The sequence below is a fragment of the Trichocoleus sp. ST-U1 genome, from assembly GCF_039961835.1.
GTDB lineage: Bacteria > Cyanobacteriota > Cyanobacteriia > Cyanobacteriales > FACHB-T130 > FACHB-T130.
This window is the reverse complement of record NZ_JAMPJZ010000009.1, coordinates 32,603-50,186: the sequence shown is the minus strand read 5'-3', so window position 1 is coordinate 50,186 and position 17,584 is coordinate 32,603. Positions and strand designations below refer to the sequence as shown.

Genomic DNA, 17,584 nt, shown 5'->3' with positions numbered 1-17,584 from the left:
TTGAAAAGCGAATTTCCTGGGGCTGGACGACTATGACATCCTATGCAACCTCTTCTGCTAGAGCTGAGATGAGCGAACTCCGGCGGTTAAAAACCTTACTGCCGCCAGAATTGCAAAGCTGGGTAACAGTCGAAGGAACGACTGAAGTGAATCCACCCCTGATCCGCTGTGAAGAAATTGGCAAGGATCAAATTGAGGTTCAAATTGATCTAGTGAAATGGGATCAGCTAGCACTCGATCAGCGGAATTTACTGTTTTGGCACGAAGTCGCCCGAATTCAAAACGACACCATCCCCAGAGATGGCTGGGAAATGGCAGCGCTTGCAATTGGTTTAGGCGGTGCTGTCGGCGAACTGTGGGTGCAGGATGGCTTGCTGTTGATATTAGCCTTGGCATTGTGTGGTGTCTCAGGCTGGAGATTGTATCAAAAAAATAGTGGAGAGAAGCAGGTAAAGGAGATGATTGAAGCGGATGAAAAAGCGATCGCGCTTGCCACCCGCTTTGGTTACTCCCTCCCCAACGCCTACAAAAGTTTGGGTAGCGCTTTGAAAGCTTTGCTAGAGCTAACCCCAAACAAAAGGCAACGGAGCAAATACGAAACGCGGCTTTCTGCCCTCAAGCGTAGCGCTGCCAAAGCCAAAGCTAAAGTCAAAGGCGCACGCGAGGACTCAGTATAAAGACTCTTCCGATGCGATCGCATCCAAATCTTCGTTACCAGGCGTAAGCTGAGTAACGAGATTGAAGAATTGTTCTGTTTTACATGAGTGCCTGTCTTTCCCCAAGTTCGGGTGTACCAAAGCTACACCCGAATTTGGGCACCGTTTATATTGCCATTGCCTTTTTATTGCCGCCGCTTCAGCAACAAACCGCCAAAACCCAGTAGCATTAATCCAGCCGTTGCCGCTGGTTCTGGCACTTTTTCCGGAGGTACAAACCCCTCTAACTCTGTAGCACTAGCTTTGAACGAGTAGAGGTAGCCTGGAAGTAATTTTTGTCCGGCGGGACAGCCGCTATCAATAGATACGAGAGTAAAGGCTGTACCATCTGTGCAAACATCCTGCTGACCAGCATTCCCCTGAGTCACACTAAAGTCGTTATCCGTGCCAAGGATAATTGCGTAGGAACCATCCGTTAGCTTAGGCCCGATTGTCAAACCTTCCAACTTCTCAGGGATTACTTGACCACTCGCCTTCAGCTGCGCTGCAACATCTAAAAACAGAGACTTGCTAACAGGTATTACGCCAGATGGTAAAGTATTTGTACCTATCAAGCTGATGTTGCTGACATCTGTGGCACCTGTGAGATCAATTTTGTAAACCCGCTTACTGGCGACTGGGGCTTCACTTAGAGGATCGGCTTCGCCCACGCCGCGATTATCGCGTTCCAGTACCAGGAACTCATTGTTATTGAGGGCGGTAATGGCGCTAATACCAATATTACGACCTTGAGAATTCTGCCCAAAATCGTCATCAGTTCCGGGAATGCGATCGTTAATAGCGGCAAGACTTTCTAGCTGGTAAATATATTGGGCAACGCTATCACCTGTTGCCGTATCAAACTCCACAATTCTCAAGTTCTGGCTGCGTCGTCCATCGGGACTTCCCTCAGTTACGAGCGGGTCTTGCAGCATCGCATACAGTTTTCTACCGTCTGGGCTAAGAGTCACTCCCTCAAAGCCTCGGTTATCCTGGCGACCGCTAGTAAGGATTGGGCGACCATCGACATAGTTGGGAACACTTCCAGCTAGAGGAAGTAAGTTGCTTGGAGTGGCAAACGCCCGGATGAACGAACCAGTCGAAGTGAACTCATAAACAGAGGGGCCATACTCGTCTGAAACGTAGAAGTTGCCGTTGGGTGCAACTGCAAAGCCTTCTGGATCGAAGCTAAGACCCAGAATTCCGGTATCGCCGTTGAGTAACTGGGGGTTCAATCCGTTGAGGTTCTCACCGTCCTTAGTAAATAAAATGGTCTTCAGCAGCTTGAAGTTGCTAATCGTCCCCGTGTTTGGGTCAACATCCAGCGAAAATTTCTGAACTCGCGTTTCGTAGGAAAGTACACCGCCTCCTGCACCACGATCGCCCAAACCGTAGTACACATTCTCGTAGCGATCGTAATATAGATCCGAGAAAAAACCTAAGCGATTGATGTTAGCACCACCATTGCCGCCATTAGTCGGGAATAGATCCGTACTTTCCCCCGGAATCGCCAGAGTATTAACCAGGGAAGCGGCATAAGTAGAGGTGGTATTTGCCGTGATAGAGAGCGTAGATAGTGCCAGCGAGCAACTAACCGTCCAAAGCCAATGCTTTGCTTTCATAATGTCTTAGCCTCAGAACTTTTACTATCACGAGCATCAGACGGTTACTTTAAAAGCTGGTTAAAGATAACTTTAAAGCGGTCTTCCACACAGTAATTTCACATAAGTATTCCGGTTCTTCATCAATTCTTTATTCAACTACACAAATTTACTAATCAGGATTCGTGGTTCCTGAGAATTCCTGATGAACCATGAACAATTCTAAAGTTGACCCAGCATTTTGTGAGTCTGTGGCACAACTCGCACTTGTTTGAGACTTCGCTTCATTAATGCCTGCCACTCCAGAACCTGCGCGGGGGTTGGAGCAAACACTGGCAGATGATGGGGCATTTGTAGGGGTGTCACTGGCTGTAAAAACACCGGGATAGCAGGGCTAACTGCTGCCACCAATTCAGCTGCCTGTTCCAGCTCAGATGACTCAGTTTGGCTAGAAATAATTAATTTGACAAAACTATCAACCCGTGAGTCATGGCAAAGCTGGAGAAATTCCCTGTGCGCTTCCCACCTTTGTTCTCCACTGACGCTAGGCAGCTTCATATCCATGCCTACAGAGTCCAGGAAGGGCAAAATCGGGGCTAGTTGTTCTGGACGATGACCGCCAGTTTCTAGGTAGACTGGCAACCCTGTGGAGTGGCGCAAAACAGGCAGAAATTTAGCTAGGAAGGGAGCATGAAGCAGCGGTTCGCCACCCGTGAGGCTGATGCTGTCGTGCAAACCGGGTTGATTTTGCCGTTCAATCCATTCTAGTAACACCGAGCTAGACACTGGATTGGAGTGGGTTTCAAAATCTCTTTGCCCAGGTGTTCGCTCCACATTACACTTATCTGGCGCTAACCAGGTGTGGGCACTGTCGCAAAAATGGCAGCGCAGGTCGCAGATGGCAAAGCGGATAAATATTTGGCGGGTGCCTACATTCAGTCCTTCCCCTTGAATGGCGGAGAAGACTTCAATTAGCCGCGCAGTGGGATAGTCGGCAGTTTTAGGGGTCATTGTTGCTCTGACTTGAGATGCGACTGATTCGCTCCGGACTGGGTTTACTTTAAGGTTTCTACTAATCTCATTATCTGCCTTGAGTTCCTAGATTAACCACGTGGGAAGGATGCTTGAATCTCCGCGTGCTGCCAACAGCGATCGCTGTTGGCAGGGGGTTCCCCAGTCAGCCTTCTCACCGCTTGATAATTCTGTCAATATTGATGATTCCGGTCGATCCCTGAGGATAACTCACGATAACTACAATTTTTAACCACCGCCAAGATGTTTGCTCTTTGGTACCCTTAGAAGCAGTTTAAAAAATTCTTGGTACAATTCGCTATTTCAGTGCTACTATGGACACTCGATGAATTTGATTTAGGTAGAATTATATCAAAACAATAAAATAATTCTTTACAAAAACTTTTAATGAAGTTGAATTGACTAATCTCAAATATTTTTCAAAATATAAGATGGCACCTTAGCACTAGGTTTACATGGTTGGACCGATCCCCGATGCAGATTTTCGGATTACGTTCTTCAACGACACTCCTGTAGTCCAGCTACCCCCTCGCCTTACTGTTCTTGAGGCCGTGGCTTTTAAGAAAAGCTGTCAGCAATTCTTACAAGAGAGTGCCGTTACCCAGCAATTAGTTTTTGATTTGAGTCAGACCACATTTATTGATAGCAGTGGTATTGGTGCGCTGGTCAGTAATGTAAAGCTAGCGCGGGAAAAACAAGTCGAATTAGTACTTCGGGGTGTCCATCCTCAAGTGATGGCAGTGTTATCGATGACGGGGCTGGATCAAGTTTTAACGATCGAGCCGCCAAGCCAAAGCACAACCACAACCCCTGGGAAAAAATCAGAGATTCAGCTACCAACGACTCATCCTTCCGTCCGCTCGTGGATTAAACGTGGTATTGATGTGGTGGGATCGCTGGTGGGTTTAGGGATTACGGCAATTTTGTTTATTCCCATCGTCATTGTGATTAAGCTCGACGATCCAGGCCCGATTTTTTTCAGTCAAATCCGTTGCGGTTGGATGGGAAGACGGTTTCAGGTGTGGAAATTCCGTTCGATGTGCGTAAACGCGGAAGCACTGAAAGACAAAATCGAGAATCAAGCCAGCGGTGCCTTTTTCAAGAATGAAAACGATCCGCGAGTAACACGGGTGGGTCGAATTTTACGGAAGACAAGCCTGGATGAACTGCCGCAGTTTTGGAATGTTCTGAAAGGGGAGATGAGTTTAGTCGGTACGAGACCCCCGACACCTGATGAAGTAGAAAAATACGAAGTTCCGGAATGGCAGCGTTTAGATGTGAAACCAGGAATGACGGGTGAGTGGCAGGTAAATGGGCGATCGCAAGTACGCAATTTTGAAGATGTGATTCGCTTAGATTTGCGCTATCAGGAGAACTGGAGCCTGATTTACGACCTCAAGTTAATTGTTAAAACAATCCTAATTTTATTTCGCAAAAACAGTGGTGCTTATTAGGAAACCTCAATTACTTCTGTTAATGACAAAGGAACAACCAATAGCACAATCCCGCCTTCAGGTGGAGACGGATCTAAATGCTTTAACAGAAGTTTTGCAATGGTTTGAGCAACTTACTCTACCGCTACTGCCCTATGAATTATGGTGGCAGTCCCAGGTAGCCTTGACTGAAGGGTTTACGAACGTCATTCGCCACGCTCATTCTTCATTGCCCCCAACCACCCCAATACAGATTGAGGTGAAAGTCTATATTAGCTATCTGGAAATGCGGATTTGGGACTACGGAAAACCGTTTAACTTGCAAGCCAAGCTGCAATCAAAGTTGCAAGTGGTGGGTCAAAAGGATTTTGACCCCCTGGAGAATGAAGGAGGTCGCGGGTTGATATTTATGCAACAATTCACAGATGAACTCGATTACACGCGGATGCCTGACGAACGAAATTGCTTGCTGATGCGAAGAAAAATTCGCTAAAACTGGAGAGTATTCGCTTTCTCCTAGATGTGCTGCTGCTTCTGACAACTGGGAATAAATCTCATCTACAAGCGCGATCCCACTTATAGACCGAGAAATAGACCGAGAAAAAGCCACATTATTCCTCAAAGAAGATGCGCGATTGTACCAACATACCGCAACCCCCGATTAGACTAGGTAAAAGCTTGGTGCTAAATATTTGGTAAGACCTAGATCATGCGGATATTGATTTACTCCTACAACTACCATCCCGAACCAATCGGCATTGCCCCCTTGATGACCGAACTAGCGGAAGGTTTGGTAGCACAAGGTCATCAAGTGCGAGTTGTCACTGCCATGCCAAACTATCCGCAACGGCGCATCTACGAGAAATATAAGGGGAAATTGTACCTAACAGAACTAGAAAATGGCGTAGCCATTCAGCGCAATTATGTCTGGATTCGCCCGAAACCGGGTTTGATAGATCGAATTCTATTGGATGCAAGCTTTGTCCTGATCAGCTTAGTCCATGCCCTCAAAGGCAGGCGACCAGACGTAATTTTGTTAACCGTACCGCCCCTGCCAGTTTCCGTTCCAGCCGCGCTCCTGGGATGGTTGCACCGCTGTCCGGTAGTCTTGAACCTCCAGGATATTTTGCCGGAAGCCGCAGTTCATACGGGGTTGCTCACCAACAAACGGATGATTGCCATCTTTGAAAAGCTGGAAAATTTTGCTTACCGAACAGCGACGAAGATTAGCGTCATTGCTGATGGATTTGTTGATAATTTAGTTGGTAAAGGAGTCCCAAAAAGTAAAATTAGGTTGATTCCTAACTGGGTTGATGTTAACTTTATCCAACCTTTGCCTAAAGAAAATAATTATTTTCGAGCCGTTCACCAACTCGACGGCAAATTTGTGGTTCTGTATTCCGGTAACATTGGTCGCACCCAACCCTTAAAGACCCTGATCGATGCGGCGACTTGCCTGCGACATATTCCCGACATTGCTGTGGTGATTGTGGGAGAAGATAAAGCCTTACAAGACCTAGAGCTTTATTGTCAAAAAGTGGATGCGCCAAACGTTTTGCTACTGCCATTTCAACCCCGCGAAAAATTACCGGAACTACTGGCAGCGGCGGATGTAGGGTTGGTGATGCAAAAGGAAAACGTGATTTCCTTCAATATGCCTTCTAAAATTCAGGTGCTGCTAGCCAGCGGTCGGGCAATTCTGGCTTCTGTTCCTGCTAGTGGTACGGCAGCTAAAGCAGTGCAGCATAGCGGCGGCGGTGTCGTCGTTCCCCCAGAAGATCCTGAGGCTCTGGCAGCAGCAATTTTAGACTTATATAAAAACCCTGACAAAGCGGAAAGACTGGGTCAGCAAGGCAGACAATATGCTATCGAAAATTACTCCTTTAAGCACGCCTTGGAGCAGTATGAGAAGCTGTTTGATGAGGTTAGGCTTCATTGATCTAGAATGAAAGCAAAATGGTTGTCGGTTTGAAGTAGCGATCGCGCGATGCCTAGCGTTTATTATCCTGGGAACTAGCGATCGCCCAAAGCCTTAGGCTTTGCCCTTTGCTTCTGTCCCGATAGCCCTATGGAGTTCCTCGCCCAATGCGCGAACAGGTCTTAGCCTGGTTAGCAGATCGTGTCCCTGCCGCTCGAATCAAACATATATTAGGCGTCGAGCAGATGTCTATTGAGCTAGCGCTGCATTATCAACTCGACGAGAAAAAAGCAGCGACAGCGGGGTTGATGCACGATCTCGCAAAATACTTTAAGCCTTCGCTGCTGTTACAAATGGCACGAGAAGAAGGATTGAAATTAGACCCGGTGGATGAAGAAAATCCGCATTTATTGCACGCAGATGTTAGTGCAATTGTTGCTAGAGACAAATTTGGAATATTTGATGAAGAAATTTTGCAGGCAATCCAGGATCACACCTTAGGCAGACCAGGAATGAGTGAATTGAGTTGTATCGTGTTTTTGGCTGATACTCTGGAACCAGGCAGAGGTAACACTCCTGAGTTAGAAGCTTTAAGACAAGTTGCTTGGCAAAATCTCTACAAAGCTGTTTGGCTAACTTGCGATTATTCCCTGAAATATCTCCTCGAAACTCGTTGCTTAATTCACCCTCGAACGATCCGTAGCCGTAATTGGGCACTTCAAATCGCTAGCAAAAAGCAGCAACCTGAAGCTGAAAGGAGGAAGGATAAATGAAATGAAAAGTTAAAAAAAGCCATAAAAAGCTGAGGCTCGAAACTTCAAAAATTAAAATAGAAACTTCAGCATCTCTCTAGTACAGTGCTGTGAGTTGAACCAACTTTGAAGGAATTTATAGGTGTTTTTGAACAAGGAAATCAGGATTTAATGTCAGAACAGTTCAAGATACAGTCCTCCTCTACTGGGAACGAAGCATTCATCTCCAACGGAGACGACGCGAATGCTTCTGCTCGACTGGCTGTCAATGCAGATAAACAAAAAGCAAGCAAAGAGCTGGCTTTAACGGCTGCCAGAGCTGCTGATGACCGCAAAGCGGCTGACATCGTATTGCTACAGGTAGGAGAGGTATCCTATCTGGCGGATTACTTTGCGATCGCAACCGGCTTCTCCAGAGTCCAGGTGAGAGCGATCGCCCAATCCATTGAACAGAAAGTAGAAACGGAGTGGCAACGCCTGCCTCTGCGCGTGGAAGGAAAGGCAGAAGGTAGCTGGATACTGTTGGATTACGGGGATGTCATCATTCACATCTTGTTGCCTCCAGAGCGGGAATTCTATAATCTGGAAGCATTCTGGGGTCATGCTGAAAAAATCGATTTCTCAGCATCGTGAGCCGATGGGAGAGTAAAAACATGATGGAAACTCCAGTTTCAGTTTGCCCAGTTCCCGCCGAACAACAACCGCTCAATGAGTACCAGGAGTTGAAGGATTCTTGGTCTTTTCGCTGGGTGACGCTGGAACTGGGAGGATACATCAAAAAGCTGGCTTGGATTTGGGGTCTCGGCTGGTTCGTCGCAGGTCCAATGGCAGCAGCAAGCTTTGCGCCAGGAAAGTATCCGAGCAAGTTTATCCTCATGGGTGCAGCAGGAGCGAGCTTGGGAGTGGTGTTGGCACTGGTGCGACTGTACTTGGGTTGGTCTTACGTGCGATCGCGCCTAGAGAATCAACAAGTGTTTTATGAAGAATCCGGTTGGTATGACGGTCAGTGCTGGACAAAGCCAGAAGAAATTTTGACACGCGATCGCTTGATCGTCACTTACCAAGTTCAACCAATCCTTCAGCGGTTACAGCGAACCTTTGTCTTGCTTGCCTTATTTTTCTTTGCAGGTAGTCTAACTTGGTATTTTCTGTAATGAGCCATTAGGCATTAGGTCATTGAGCGAGAGGTAGTGGATAGTAAGGAAAGGCTGCACAGTCTACCGAAGACCTCAGAACAAGCGATCGCAGGCTACTGAACAACTAACAAAAAGTGATAAAGTCTTACCCATGACAAGGGGAAAAAGAAATCAATCCGCAGAACTGGAAGTTCGGTTGCTGCGAGAAGGCATTATTGAATCAACGCATCGCGCCCAAGCAGTCGTCTGTGACAACCGAGGGCGCGTCCTATCCGTGGCAGGCAGTTCGGAAACCGCTGCTTTTGTTCGTTCCGCCCTCAAGCCATTCCAGGCGTTGGCAATTACGACTACCGGCACCCTAGAACGCTACAAGCTAACGGATCGAGACTTAGCCATTATCTGTAGCTCCCACCAAGGTACGACTGCCCAAGTCCGACAGGCTTTTAACGTTCTTTGGCGCTCGGATGTTGACCCATCAGCACTTCAGTGTCCAATTCCAGAAGGTAAACGGAGTCCGCTGGAGTATAACTGTTCCGGGAAACACGCTGGAATGCTTGCCGTTTGCCAAGCAAGGCATTGGCCTCTGAATACCTATTTGCAGCGCAACCACCCCGTTCAGCAGCTAATTTTAGGCAAAGTTGCCGAATTGCTGCGAATGCCCGCTGTAGAGTTCATCAGTGCCCACGATGATTGTGGCGCTCCGACTTACTTCATGCAGCTGGGGCAAATGGGTACCTTGTACGGTCAGCTTGCCTCTGGGAATAATTTGGATATGGAGCGCATCGTCCGTGCCATGACCCATCACCCAAATATGGTGGCAGGAGAAGGTTTATTTGATACAGAACTCATGCGTCTGACCGAAGGTGAAATCATCAGCAAAGGGGGTGCTGAAGGGATTCAGTGTATCGGTCGCGTTGGCGAAGGGATGGGACTAGCAATTAAGGTGGCAGATGGAGCAGGACGGGCAAAGTGTGCCGTTGCTATTCATCTACTCAAGCAAATGGGTTGGATTAGTCCCTCGGTGGCGGAAACCCTATCGGAAACCTTTATGAGCTTGAGCAAATTCAAGCGCTTAGATGTCGTTGGAGAACTTTCGATGTTGTAGTTGCCACATTCTTGAATTTGCGTTATAGTAAATAAGTTGGCAACGACGCGGGATAGAGCAGCCTGGTAGCTCGTCGGGCTCATAACCCGAAGGTCAGTGGTTCAAATCCACTTCCCGCCACCAAATACAAAAGTAAACAATCCCTGCAATCCCAAAAGGTTGCAGGGATTTGTTGTAGGCTGGTTAGCAGCGATTCGGTTACATTTAAATATTTATGGCTGTGAATTTGCGGCGTCCGATTTTAGTCGGGGGAATTGGTCTATCATTCTCGCTTTGGTTGTTGCAGAGTTTTCATGACTCAGCGGGGACAGTCGGTGAGTTTAGTGTAATTGGCGCGATCGCACTCGGCGCTGGTTTCTGGTTATTTCAGAAACAGACAGCCAAAGAGCTTCATCTGCCAGATGTCAGCCACATGGACAGGGAAACGGTAGAAAAAGCGATCGCTCAAACCGAAGGTACGATTAGCCAGCTAGAGGCAGAGGCAGAAAACCATCCGGCAAATGCCCCGCTAAGAGAACAACTTGCCAAAATTACGAGTGAAATCGATCGCCAGGAGATGCATCTGGCTGTCACAGGCGGAAAGTCAGTCGGTAAATCTACTTTAATTGAAGTTTTAAAGTCTAACTGGATATCTCAACAGCCGCAAAAACTCGGCTTGCAGGAGACACCGGCTTTATTCACTGCAATTGACCAGAACCCACCCCCTTCCTTGAATCGGGAAGGGTTAGCGGAGAGGTCAGATTTAGTGCTATTTCTCACGAATGGAGATTTGACCGATCCAGAATATCAAACCTTACAGCAACTAGCGGCATCTAAACAGCGTGCAGTGCTAGTTCTGAACAAACAAGATCGATATTTACCTGAAGAACGCGCCACAGTGTTGCAGCAATTGCGGCAACGAATGCAAGGAACGCTGAACGGAGAAGATGTCGTGGCGATCGCGGCTTCCCCCAGCGCCATCAAAGTGCGTCAGCATCAACCAGATGGTTCGGTGCGAGAGTGGATGGAAACCCCAGCGCCTGAGATGAGTGCGATCGCAAGCCGGTTAAGCCAAATTTTAGCTCAAGAAAGTCAACAGCTGGTTTGGGCAACGGCTTGGAGGGCAGCTTATGCGCTGAAAGCCGAAGCGAAATCTGCTTTAAATGAAGTGAGACGCGATCGCGCCCTTCCCGTTATCGAGCAATATCAGTGGATTGCCGCCGCCACCGCCTTTGCGAACCCCGTCCCTGCCTTGGACTTGCTAGCAACCGCTGCCATTAACGGTCAGCTAGTCATGGATCTCGGTAATCTTTATCAGCAAAAATTCTCCCTCCAACAAGCGCAAGCGATCGCGGGGACAATGGGTAGTTTGATGCTCAAGCTTGGGTTAGTCGAGCTAACGACTCAAACCGTTGGCAGTGTTCTGAAGAGCAATGCGATTACATTTGTCGCCGGAGGAGCGGTTCAGGGCGTCAGCGCTGCCTATCTAACCCGGTTAGCGGGTGTAAGCTTGATTGAATATTTCCAAGTGCAGGAAGCCGCTACGACCGCAGAAGGGCGTCCTTTGAATCTCGATCAGTTGCGCGAAACCCTGCAAAAAGTGTTTCAGCAAAATCAACGAGTTGCTTTCTTGCAAGGATTTGTCAAGCAAGCTGTGGCGCGTCTGGTGCCAGAATCACCCCAGCCTGCGATCGCGGGTAACGAGATTGCTAGTTGTTAGCCAAGTAGTAGGTTAGCCCAACAGTAGGGTGAGCAATGCCCACCCTACTATTAAAATGTTTTATTCAAACTATCGAAATCTGTACTAGCTCGAAATCAAGACATCATTATATAGTAATAGTCACTAACGTTCTTGAATTTCCTAATTTAGTCGGAACACACATTCCTTTTGAATTTTGAAAGAAAGTTCAGGAAGCCGAATGTGTAGAATCGCAATCGGCAAATCGAAAAACATCTGGAAAAACTTCTTTAAGCTTATGAATAATTTTTTACCCATTGCTTACTTTCAGAATAAATTTGTCCCTTTTAACGAAGCCAAAGTTTCTATTGCTACCCAAGCTTTGCACTATGGAACTGGCGCAATTGGGGGATTAAGAGGGATTCCCGATCCTCAAAATGATAAGCAAATTTTACTATTTAGATTAGACCGTCATTGCCAAAGGTTAAGTGATAGTGCTAAGTATTTACACTACGATATACCAGCCTCTAAAATTCGAGAAACTATCGTTGATTTTATTAGAAAAAATCAACCAAACAAGTCTTTTTATATCCGCCCTCTCGTATATACTTCGGGGTTAGGAATTGCTCCTAGGCTCCATAATGTTGAGAAAGATTTTTTAGTTTATGGAATTGAGTTAGCAGATTATTTATCTCCGGAAGGAGTCAGCTGTCGAATTAGTTCCTGGTATCGACAAGAAGATCGCAGCTTGCCTCTGAGAGGTAAAATCAGCGCCGCATATATTACTTCTGCCTTAGCAAAAACTGAGGCGGTAGAGTCAGGCTTTGATGAGGCAATTATGATGAATTCGCAGGGAAAAATTTGCGAAGCCTCTGGGATGAATATATTTTTAGTGAGAAATGGGCAACTGATTACCCCTGGATTTGAACAGGATATTTTAGAAGGAATTACCAGAGATAGCGTCCTAACAATTGCCAGAAATCTAGGAATTAAAACGATAGAAAGACCCGTTGATAAATCAGAGCTTTTTATCGCTGACGAAGTTTTTCTGAGTGGGACTGCTGCCAAGGTTGCGCCAGTCAAAAAAATTGAAAATTATCAATTACCAGAGAGCAAACCGATTACTACAAAACTGCGAGAAAAACTCATCGCGATTACGGAAAATCGAGATCCCGATTATCAAGATTGGGTAGACGCGATCGCGCTTGAATAAGAAAATCCGTCAGACAGAGAGACAAAGGCGATCGCATCTCTACAAACTAAACTCCCTTCGCAGGATAAAAGAACAGAAACCTCGGCGAGACTCGAAGGCGATCGCAACATTGATATCTGATTGCCACTCCCGCGTCACATCCACGGCTTACGCTTTTATTTGTATCGATGAAACTCCTCAATCCATAAAAGCAATGCTGCCCTCTCACCAGAGAGGGCATTTTTGTTTGCAGAGGAGATCGGCTCATAACCCAACCCTAAATTAGCGCTACGCCTTAACGCCCATCTGTCGGAGGATAGCAGTACACAGGTTGCTATTGACATCCAGAAAACCATCAATGGCAGTAAAGTGGTTTTTACCAGGTTGGGGTAGATATTCGCCTTTTAAACCTTTCGCTTTCCAGGCTGCTAGAAACTCCTCGGACTGGCGTTGAAATTCTTTAGATTCATCCCCGCCGTAGGTGACAATCAGCGATCCGGCTTTGTCGGGAATATGCAGGATGGGGCTGTTGCGGAGAACTTCTCCCCAAGTTAATTGTAAAGCGGGTTGCAGCCAGGTGTAGGGAAAGGGCATCAGGTCAAATAAACCACTAATCGCGCAGCCTCCTTTAATGATATCGGCGGGTAAACCGTAGGTTCCTTCCCAGTCAGTTGCCATCAGCATTGCTGTTAATTGACCGCCCGCCGAGTGACCAGAGACGTAAATGCGATCGCGATCGCCTCCAAAACTAGAAGCATTTTGATAAATCCAAGCAACCGCTGCTCGACTCTGACGCACGATCTCATCCATTGTCACGGTAGGACACAAAGCATAGTTGGTGACAACTACTGTAACTCCCGCTTCCACAGGTGCTTTGGCGACTAAACTAAAATCCTGGCTGCTGAGCAGTCGCCAGTAGCCACCGTGAATAAACACCAAGATGGGGGCATCCGGTTGAGCTGCTGGAAAGATATCCAGATGTTCGGCTAGAGTGGGGCCAAAAGGAACCTGGAGTTTGCAGGACAACGCAGAGCGCACGCTAGCGCTTGTTTTCACGTAGAAATCTGCGTACACAGTGAAGTCTGGCACCGACTTTTCTACGTTATATTCAGCATCCAGCTCGGCTTGCGTTGAGAAATTACGATAGAGCATAGAGCGTTTCTCGGTTGGGTGGAATAGATTGCGGTTCTAACGTTCAGTAGCGGCTTTTTGAATGTCATTGTAGAAGCATGGCATTCAAAAAGCCCTTACTGATGTATCGCACCCAACCCTTGAATGGCTATAGTAGTGAGCCTTTGAGCCTTCTGTTTCTCGCAGTCGAAACGTGCATCTATTGTAGTTTGACGCTGCGTTGACGAGTGCGAATCAGGAACAAGGCGATCGCTACCAACCCGATAATCGCAGAGGGTTCGGGTACACTAGCGCTAAAACGATTGTTCTGTTGCCTCAGTTGCTCTTTTCCATCTTCAACCGAACGATTAAAACGGTCTTTCTGAGCTTCCGCAATTCTAAGTGCCTCTCGTTGCTCGTCATTGACCAGTACAATCATGGACGAGTAAGGCGTGACAATTTTGTAAGTTTTAGCGATCGCATGAATGGCATCCAGTTGAGCAATCTGCTTTCCATTCAGCTGTTTGCTTAACCCCAAAACCATTTGCCGCGCCGCTAGAGGTTCAAAACCTTGAGTATTAAAGTTTTGAGTTGCATCAGCACTCTGAGTATTTTTGGGGGTTTTTTCCAAAACCCAAGCATAGCCATCCACTACGCTGACGACAGATGACCCTAACGCTGCCTTCGTTGCCTGTTGCTGCAAAACTTCGGAAATTTCAGTACACACACCGCCACCACTGTCTTGAATGGCTTTAAGAGTTGCATCATCGTAAGCAGGTGGCAACGCTCCTAGATGCACCACCCACAACGGTGCAGGCATTACTGGCACATCTTTGCGATTGTCTGATAACTCGTAACCGCTTTCATCCGTCACCAATAAGATGCCGTCGTAAGGCGTATTCCCTCGCAGTTGCGTAAACTGCCGCAGCATTTCCTTGGGTTGTATGCTGCCGTAGAATGTCATCTTCATGGCATCGAAGCGACTGATATCATCGATGCGCTGCGGTTTTGCACCAGGAGACGCACTGATGTACAAATCAGCATCATTATTCGCGAAGATGTTGTCAGCAAAGCCGTGTTGTTCCAACCAGCTCAATGTTTCCGTCAGTTCTTTGGTGCGTACTGCCATACTCCGCGAAGCATCGACAATGACTGCAAACCGCTTCCCTTGGGGCATCAAGTAATCTTTTGCAGCTAAGGGTTTGGCTGAGATTTGGTAGCCATCTGGCAAGTTAACCTGATGTAGACTTGGCTGGTATTGCCCATCTGCTGGCAAAAATGGTTCCAACCATTCATCGCCAACCCGTGCTAAAACTTCTCCATTGCGGATACGCTGGGTGTCTTCATTCCAAAAAATGTTACGCTTCTCTCCTAGCTGAGGTAACGCCCACCCCTTCTCTTGTCGCATGACTTTATAGGTCAGCCACAGATGCATTTCGGTTGGTCGATCTTCTGACTCCGCTTGTTCCTGCGGTGATAAACGGGGAGGAATGGGAAAGGCTCGCAAGCGATATTGAAGTGGCCCAACTTGCTCAAGTAAAGCTGGATCGACGGGACGCCAGCGCCTTACCTGTGAAGTATAAACTTTCTGAGCGGCACCGCGTGGCGAAACTTTGAAAGGGAAGCGCTTGGCTAAGTTCTCGCTGTCGCCCAACCAAACTCCTGTAATTGCCGCGCTTTCTGGCAAAGAAAAGGAATAGAAAATTTCCTCAACATCAGTGGTTTTGTTGGCATACACTTCATAGAGTTCCACATCGGCCCAATCGCCCTGTGGTTTAACGATGACTTGTTGCGATCGCAACCACACCTTTTCCTGGTTAATATTCAGCAACCCTGCCTTGGCATCGTCCAAATTTCCACTAGATTGCAAAGCGTGTTGAATTGCTTGTCGTTCTGCTTTTTGAATTGGCTTGTCAAAAAACTGGGCGTACAGCTTTCCAGCTTTTTCCATATCTCTTAGGGAACCGTTGTATAAGAACGGCGACATCAAGTGATTGTAGCTGTCTTGGAAGAACTGGGAAAGCAGCTCTGGTAAGCCAAAAACGCTCTCATACATAACGCGGATATGGTCATTTTCTTCTGAAGTGCCCAGATACCGATAAGAAGAAAAGTAAGCGTTCAGGAGTCCATCCCGAATCAAGTCGGACTTGGCTACAAGTGCTGCCTTTTCGCTGTCTGATGGTGCTGGGTTCTCTAACAGTTTAAATGCCTGAATCTGAGGCTGGGCATTGAATGAGAGGCACAGAATCATCCAAGCAGTCACCACCGTCCCCGAACCAATAACAGTGCGGTTTCGCCCATGCTGAGCCGCAAAAGCACGTAAGATTCGCTGCCCAGATTGAATGTAGTAGCTTGCCAATATCCAAGGCATGAACAGGGATAGGATAACGCTTACGCAAAAGAGCATAAAAGAGACGGGTATCCACCAGTTTCCGGAAGCCCATATATACCCAAAGTCCCTTATCCACTGAAATTGGAAGAAGTTGTACACGAGAAAGGCGGCTGCGGGTGCGGCATAAAATAGCAGCAGCAACCCTAGGTACACACCAACCCCCGGCATCAGACTGTGAGCCATCATTTGCAACCATGCGATCGCTCGATGACGTTCTGCATAGCCGTATAGCACTTCGAGGTAAAAAGCAACCATACAAACGCCCACTGTGCCCAAAATCAAAGCGCTAGCGGGGGTGAGTTCCGCAAGCCGGAGGCGGAGTCCCTGTCTGAGGAAAAACAATAGTAGGCACAGGAGAAACAGGGGTGCTTCCACGCCATAAAACAAACGCATCAGCTGTAAAGGTTGCTTACGGAAACGCCGCAGTCCCAGCACCGTACAGATAATCGATATCACAATCAAAACTGCAAGGGTGATGAAAAATTCTCTTTCGATCGGACTATTCGACGCAGCCTTAACGATTTCACTTGTATAAGCAGGCCAATACCCAGCGCAGACAACCACCAAAAATGTAATATTACAGAACCAAAATATGCCGTGATATGTGGCATGAAGCAGATTCTTCATAATGCATGTATACCTAGAAACAAATTTTCGATTATTTAGAAAACGATTGAATAAACCATTGATAATTTTGGTTGTCAATCAACCCGAAATTAAATTCTCATTAGCCCTGATTTCTTCAACAGCGATTCTGAATATTTCGTAAACCTCTCTTCGTTTTATTTTTTTAGCGCCCTAAAGCGCTAACGCCCATGCTTTGCTAATGTGGTTCGTTAATTCTTCAATTCCTTATGTACGCTAATCCCAATTTGCAAAGATTCATTGAGTAAACAACTATATTCATCTACGCGATCGCTCAGGCTAAAGGACAGCAAGGAAGTGAGATTTTCTTCAAGGTTTGCAAATAATTCATAATGATTGCTCAGAAATTGACGATGTTTCCTCATGAGCATTTCCGCTTGTAAAGCGCTGCTCAAGGTTTCTTTAGTAATGCTCAAAGCTTGGATGACTTCTTTTCTAGTGCTGAGGTTATTACAGCGAGAGGGTGAACGACTTGCTGATTCTAGTTCATCGATGAGAGCGATCGCTTGAATTACGCGATTGTACTTATCGACTTTATCTAGTAACCTCGATAAAGATTTGACTTGTTTAACTTGTTGCCAAAAATAAGCATTCCAAATCAAGACACCCAACAGAGAAATACTAGAAATGATGATTAATAATCTGGTAACACCATCTGTATTTCCCGGTAAACTTCCAGCGTTGCGAAGTAAAATTAGACTTACTGGCATAACAAAAATTAAGACCAGCATGAGTATAAATAGTTCCGTCAGGAGAACTGATAGCATCTGCTTGGGATTTTTGAGGATAAACCCTCTATAAGCATCAATGGCTAGAGCAGTGCTAGGATCTAAATCAACCAAAGTCTCCAGATCTTCTTTTGTCATCTGTAAATTTTCTAAGTCAGCTTGCATATCAGTTGGTTCCTGTTACGTGC

Annotated in this window: 16 protein-coding genes and 1 tRNA gene; 12 read left to right on the top strand and 5 right to left on the bottom strand. The window is 46.7% G+C overall.

All coding sequences use genetic code 11. The features are described 5' to 3' along the window. The first annotated feature begins 32 nt into the window (after positions 1-32). On the top strand, positions 33-677 hold the full coding sequence (locus NDA06_RS05605; protein WP_190412559.1) for a DUF3318 domain-containing protein: 645 nt from the start codon (positions 33-35) through the stop codon (positions 675-677). Between the two features lie 164 nt (positions 678-841). On the opposite strand, the gene NDA06_RS05600 is transcribed toward NDA06_RS05605, so the two are convergent. Next, positions 842-2,320, bottom strand: coding sequence for an esterase-like activity of phytase family protein (locus tag NDA06_RS05600; protein ID WP_190985040.1), 1,479 nt, complete (start codon positions 2,318-2,320; stop codon positions 842-844). Positions 2,321-2,518: 198 nt separating this feature from the next. Continuing rightward, the gene (locus NDA06_RS05595; RefSeq protein WP_190985014.1) at positions 2,519-3,307 is read right to left on the bottom strand and encodes a 7-carboxy-7-deazaguanine synthase QueE; all 789 of its coding nucleotides are present in this window, start codon (positions 3,305-3,307) and stop codon (positions 2,519-2,521) included. Positions 3,308-3,416: 109 nt separating this feature from the next. Here NDA06_RS05595 and NDA06_RS05590 point away from each other — a divergent pair, with 109 nt between their 5' ends. The 11 genes from NDA06_RS05590 (at position 3,417) to NDA06_RS05540 (ending at position 12,542) form a co-directional block, all read left to right on the top strand. Then, the gene (locus NDA06_RS05590; RefSeq protein ID WP_190534628.1) at positions 3,417-3,560 is read left to right on the top strand and encodes a hypothetical protein; all 144 of its coding nucleotides are present in this window, start codon (positions 3,417-3,419) and stop codon (positions 3,558-3,560) included. 223 nt (positions 3,561-3,783) lie between these two features. Further along, entirely contained in the window at positions 3,784-4,782 is a 999-nt protein-coding gene (locus NDA06_RS05585) for an anti-sigma factor antagonist (RefSeq protein ID WP_190985013.1), read from the top strand. 22 nt (positions 4,783-4,804) lie between these two features. Then, positions 4,805-5,254 carry an anti-sigma regulatory factor gene (locus NDA06_RS05580; RefSeq protein ID WP_190412556.1) on the top strand — a complete coding sequence of 150 codons (450 nt, stop codon included), beginning with the start codon at positions 4,805-4,807 and terminating at the stop codon, positions 5,252-5,254. Positions 5,255-5,470: 216 nt separating this feature from the next. Next, positions 5,471-6,700: a glycosyltransferase family 4 protein gene (locus NDA06_RS05575; protein ID WP_190528377.1), complete on the top strand. Its 1,230-nt coding sequence runs from the start codon at positions 5,471-5,473 to the stop codon at positions 6,698-6,700. Positions 6,701-6,846: 146 nt separating this feature from the next. Further along, positions 6,847-7,452: a bis(5'-nucleosyl)-tetraphosphatase (symmetrical) YqeK gene (gene yqeK / locus NDA06_RS05570; RefSeq protein ID WP_190985012.1), complete on the top strand. Its 606-nt coding sequence runs from the start codon at positions 6,847-6,849 to the stop codon at positions 7,450-7,452. Positions 7,453-7,557: 105 nt separating this feature from the next. Then, positions 7,558-8,064, top strand: coding sequence for a ribosome silencing factor (rsfS, locus tag NDA06_RS05565; protein WP_242030385.1), 507 nt, complete (start codon positions 7,558-7,560; stop codon positions 8,062-8,064). Positions 8,065-8,084: 20 nt separating this feature from the next. Further along, positions 8,085-8,585: a CGLD27 family protein gene (locus NDA06_RS05560; RefSeq protein ID WP_190412553.1), complete on the top strand. Its 501-nt coding sequence runs from the start codon at positions 8,085-8,087 to the stop codon at positions 8,583-8,585. Between the two features lie 133 nt (positions 8,586-8,718). Beyond that, positions 8,719-9,672, top strand: a complete 954-nt coding sequence (locus NDA06_RS05555) for an asparaginase (RefSeq protein WP_190985011.1) — start codon at positions 8,719-8,721, stop codon at positions 9,670-9,672. A gap of 46 nt (positions 9,673-9,718) precedes the next feature. After that, positions 9,719-9,795 (top strand) — tRNA-Met (locus NDA06_RS05550). A gap of 91 nt (positions 9,796-9,886) precedes the next feature. Continuing rightward, positions 9,887-11,371 carry a DUF697 domain-containing protein gene (locus NDA06_RS05545; RefSeq protein WP_190985010.1) on the top strand — a complete coding sequence of 495 codons (1,485 nt, stop codon included), beginning with the start codon at positions 9,887-9,889 and terminating at the stop codon, positions 11,369-11,371. Between the two features lie 256 nt (positions 11,372-11,627). After that, positions 11,628-12,542, top strand: coding sequence for a branched-chain amino acid transaminase (locus tag NDA06_RS05540; RefSeq protein WP_190985009.1), 915 nt, complete (start codon positions 11,628-11,630; stop codon positions 12,540-12,542). A gap of 267 nt (positions 12,543-12,809) precedes the next feature. Here NDA06_RS05540 and NDA06_RS05535 read toward each other — a convergent pair whose 3' ends face one another. The 3 genes from NDA06_RS05535 to NDA06_RS05525 form a co-directional block, all read right to left on the bottom strand. Further along, positions 12,810-13,673: an alpha/beta hydrolase gene (locus NDA06_RS05535; protein WP_190985008.1), complete on the bottom strand. Its 864-nt coding sequence runs from the start codon at positions 13,671-13,673 to the stop codon at positions 12,810-12,812. A 178-nt stretch (positions 13,674-13,851) separates the two neighbouring features. Continuing rightward, entirely contained in the window at positions 13,852-16,650 is a 2,799-nt protein-coding gene (locus NDA06_RS05530) for a TIGR02921 family PEP-CTERM protein (RefSeq protein ID WP_190985007.1), read from the bottom strand. A gap of 209 nt (positions 16,651-16,859) precedes the next feature. Then, entirely contained in the window at positions 16,860-17,534 is a 675-nt protein-coding gene (locus NDA06_RS05525) for a hypothetical protein (RefSeq protein ID WP_190688022.1), read from the bottom strand. Positions 17,535-17,584: the final 50 nt, after the last annotated feature.

What these genes read in the sequence shown, in the direction of transcription:
- NDA06_RS05605 (WP_190412559.1), top strand. Translation starts at nt 33, where the DNA reads ATGACATCCTATGCAACCTCTTCTGCTAGAGCTGAGATGAGCGAACTC.
- yqeK (WP_190985012.1), top strand. Translation starts at nt 6,847, where the DNA reads ATGCGCGAACAGGTCTTAGCCTGGTTAGCAGATCGTGTCCCTGCCGCT.
- NDA06_RS05525 (WP_190688022.1), bottom strand. Translation starts at nt 17,534, where the DNA reads ATGACAAAAGAAGATCTGGAGACTTTGGTTGATTTAGATCCTAGCACT.
- NDA06_RS05575 (WP_190528377.1), top strand. Translation starts at nt 5,471, where the DNA reads ATGCGGATATTGATTTACTCCTACAACTACCATCCCGAACCAATCGGC.
- NDA06_RS05560 (WP_190412553.1), top strand. Translation starts at nt 8,085, where the DNA reads ATGATGGAAACTCCAGTTTCAGTTTGCCCAGTTCCCGCCGAACAACAA.
- NDA06_RS05530 (WP_190985007.1), bottom strand. Translation starts at nt 16,650, where the DNA reads ATGAAGAATCTGCTTCATGCCACATATCACGGCATATTTTGGTTCTGT.
- NDA06_RS05540 (WP_190985009.1), top strand. Translation starts at nt 11,628, where the DNA reads ATGAATAATTTTTTACCCATTGCTTACTTTCAGAATAAATTTGTCCCT.
- NDA06_RS05535 (WP_190985008.1), bottom strand. Translation starts at nt 13,673, where the DNA reads ATGCTCTATCGTAATTTCTCAACGCAAGCCGAGCTGGATGCTGAATAT.
- NDA06_RS05555 (WP_190985011.1), top strand. Translation starts at nt 8,719, where the DNA reads ATGACAAGGGGAAAAAGAAATCAATCCGCAGAACTGGAAGTTCGGTTG.
- NDA06_RS05580 (WP_190412556.1), top strand. Translation starts at nt 4,805, where the DNA reads ATGACAAAGGAACAACCAATAGCACAATCCCGCCTTCAGGTGGAGACG.
- NDA06_RS05585 (WP_190985013.1), top strand. Translation starts at nt 3,784, where the DNA reads ATGGTTGGACCGATCCCCGATGCAGATTTTCGGATTACGTTCTTCAAC.
- NDA06_RS05595 (WP_190985014.1), bottom strand. Translation starts at nt 3,307, where the DNA reads ATGACCCCTAAAACTGCCGACTATCCCACTGCGCGGCTAATTGAAGTC.
- NDA06_RS05545 (WP_190985010.1), top strand. Translation starts at nt 9,887, where the DNA reads ATGGCTGTGAATTTGCGGCGTCCGATTTTAGTCGGGGGAATTGGTCTA.
- NDA06_RS05590 (WP_190534628.1), top strand. Translation starts at nt 3,417, where the DNA reads ATGCTTGAATCTCCGCGTGCTGCCAACAGCGATCGCTGTTGGCAGGGG.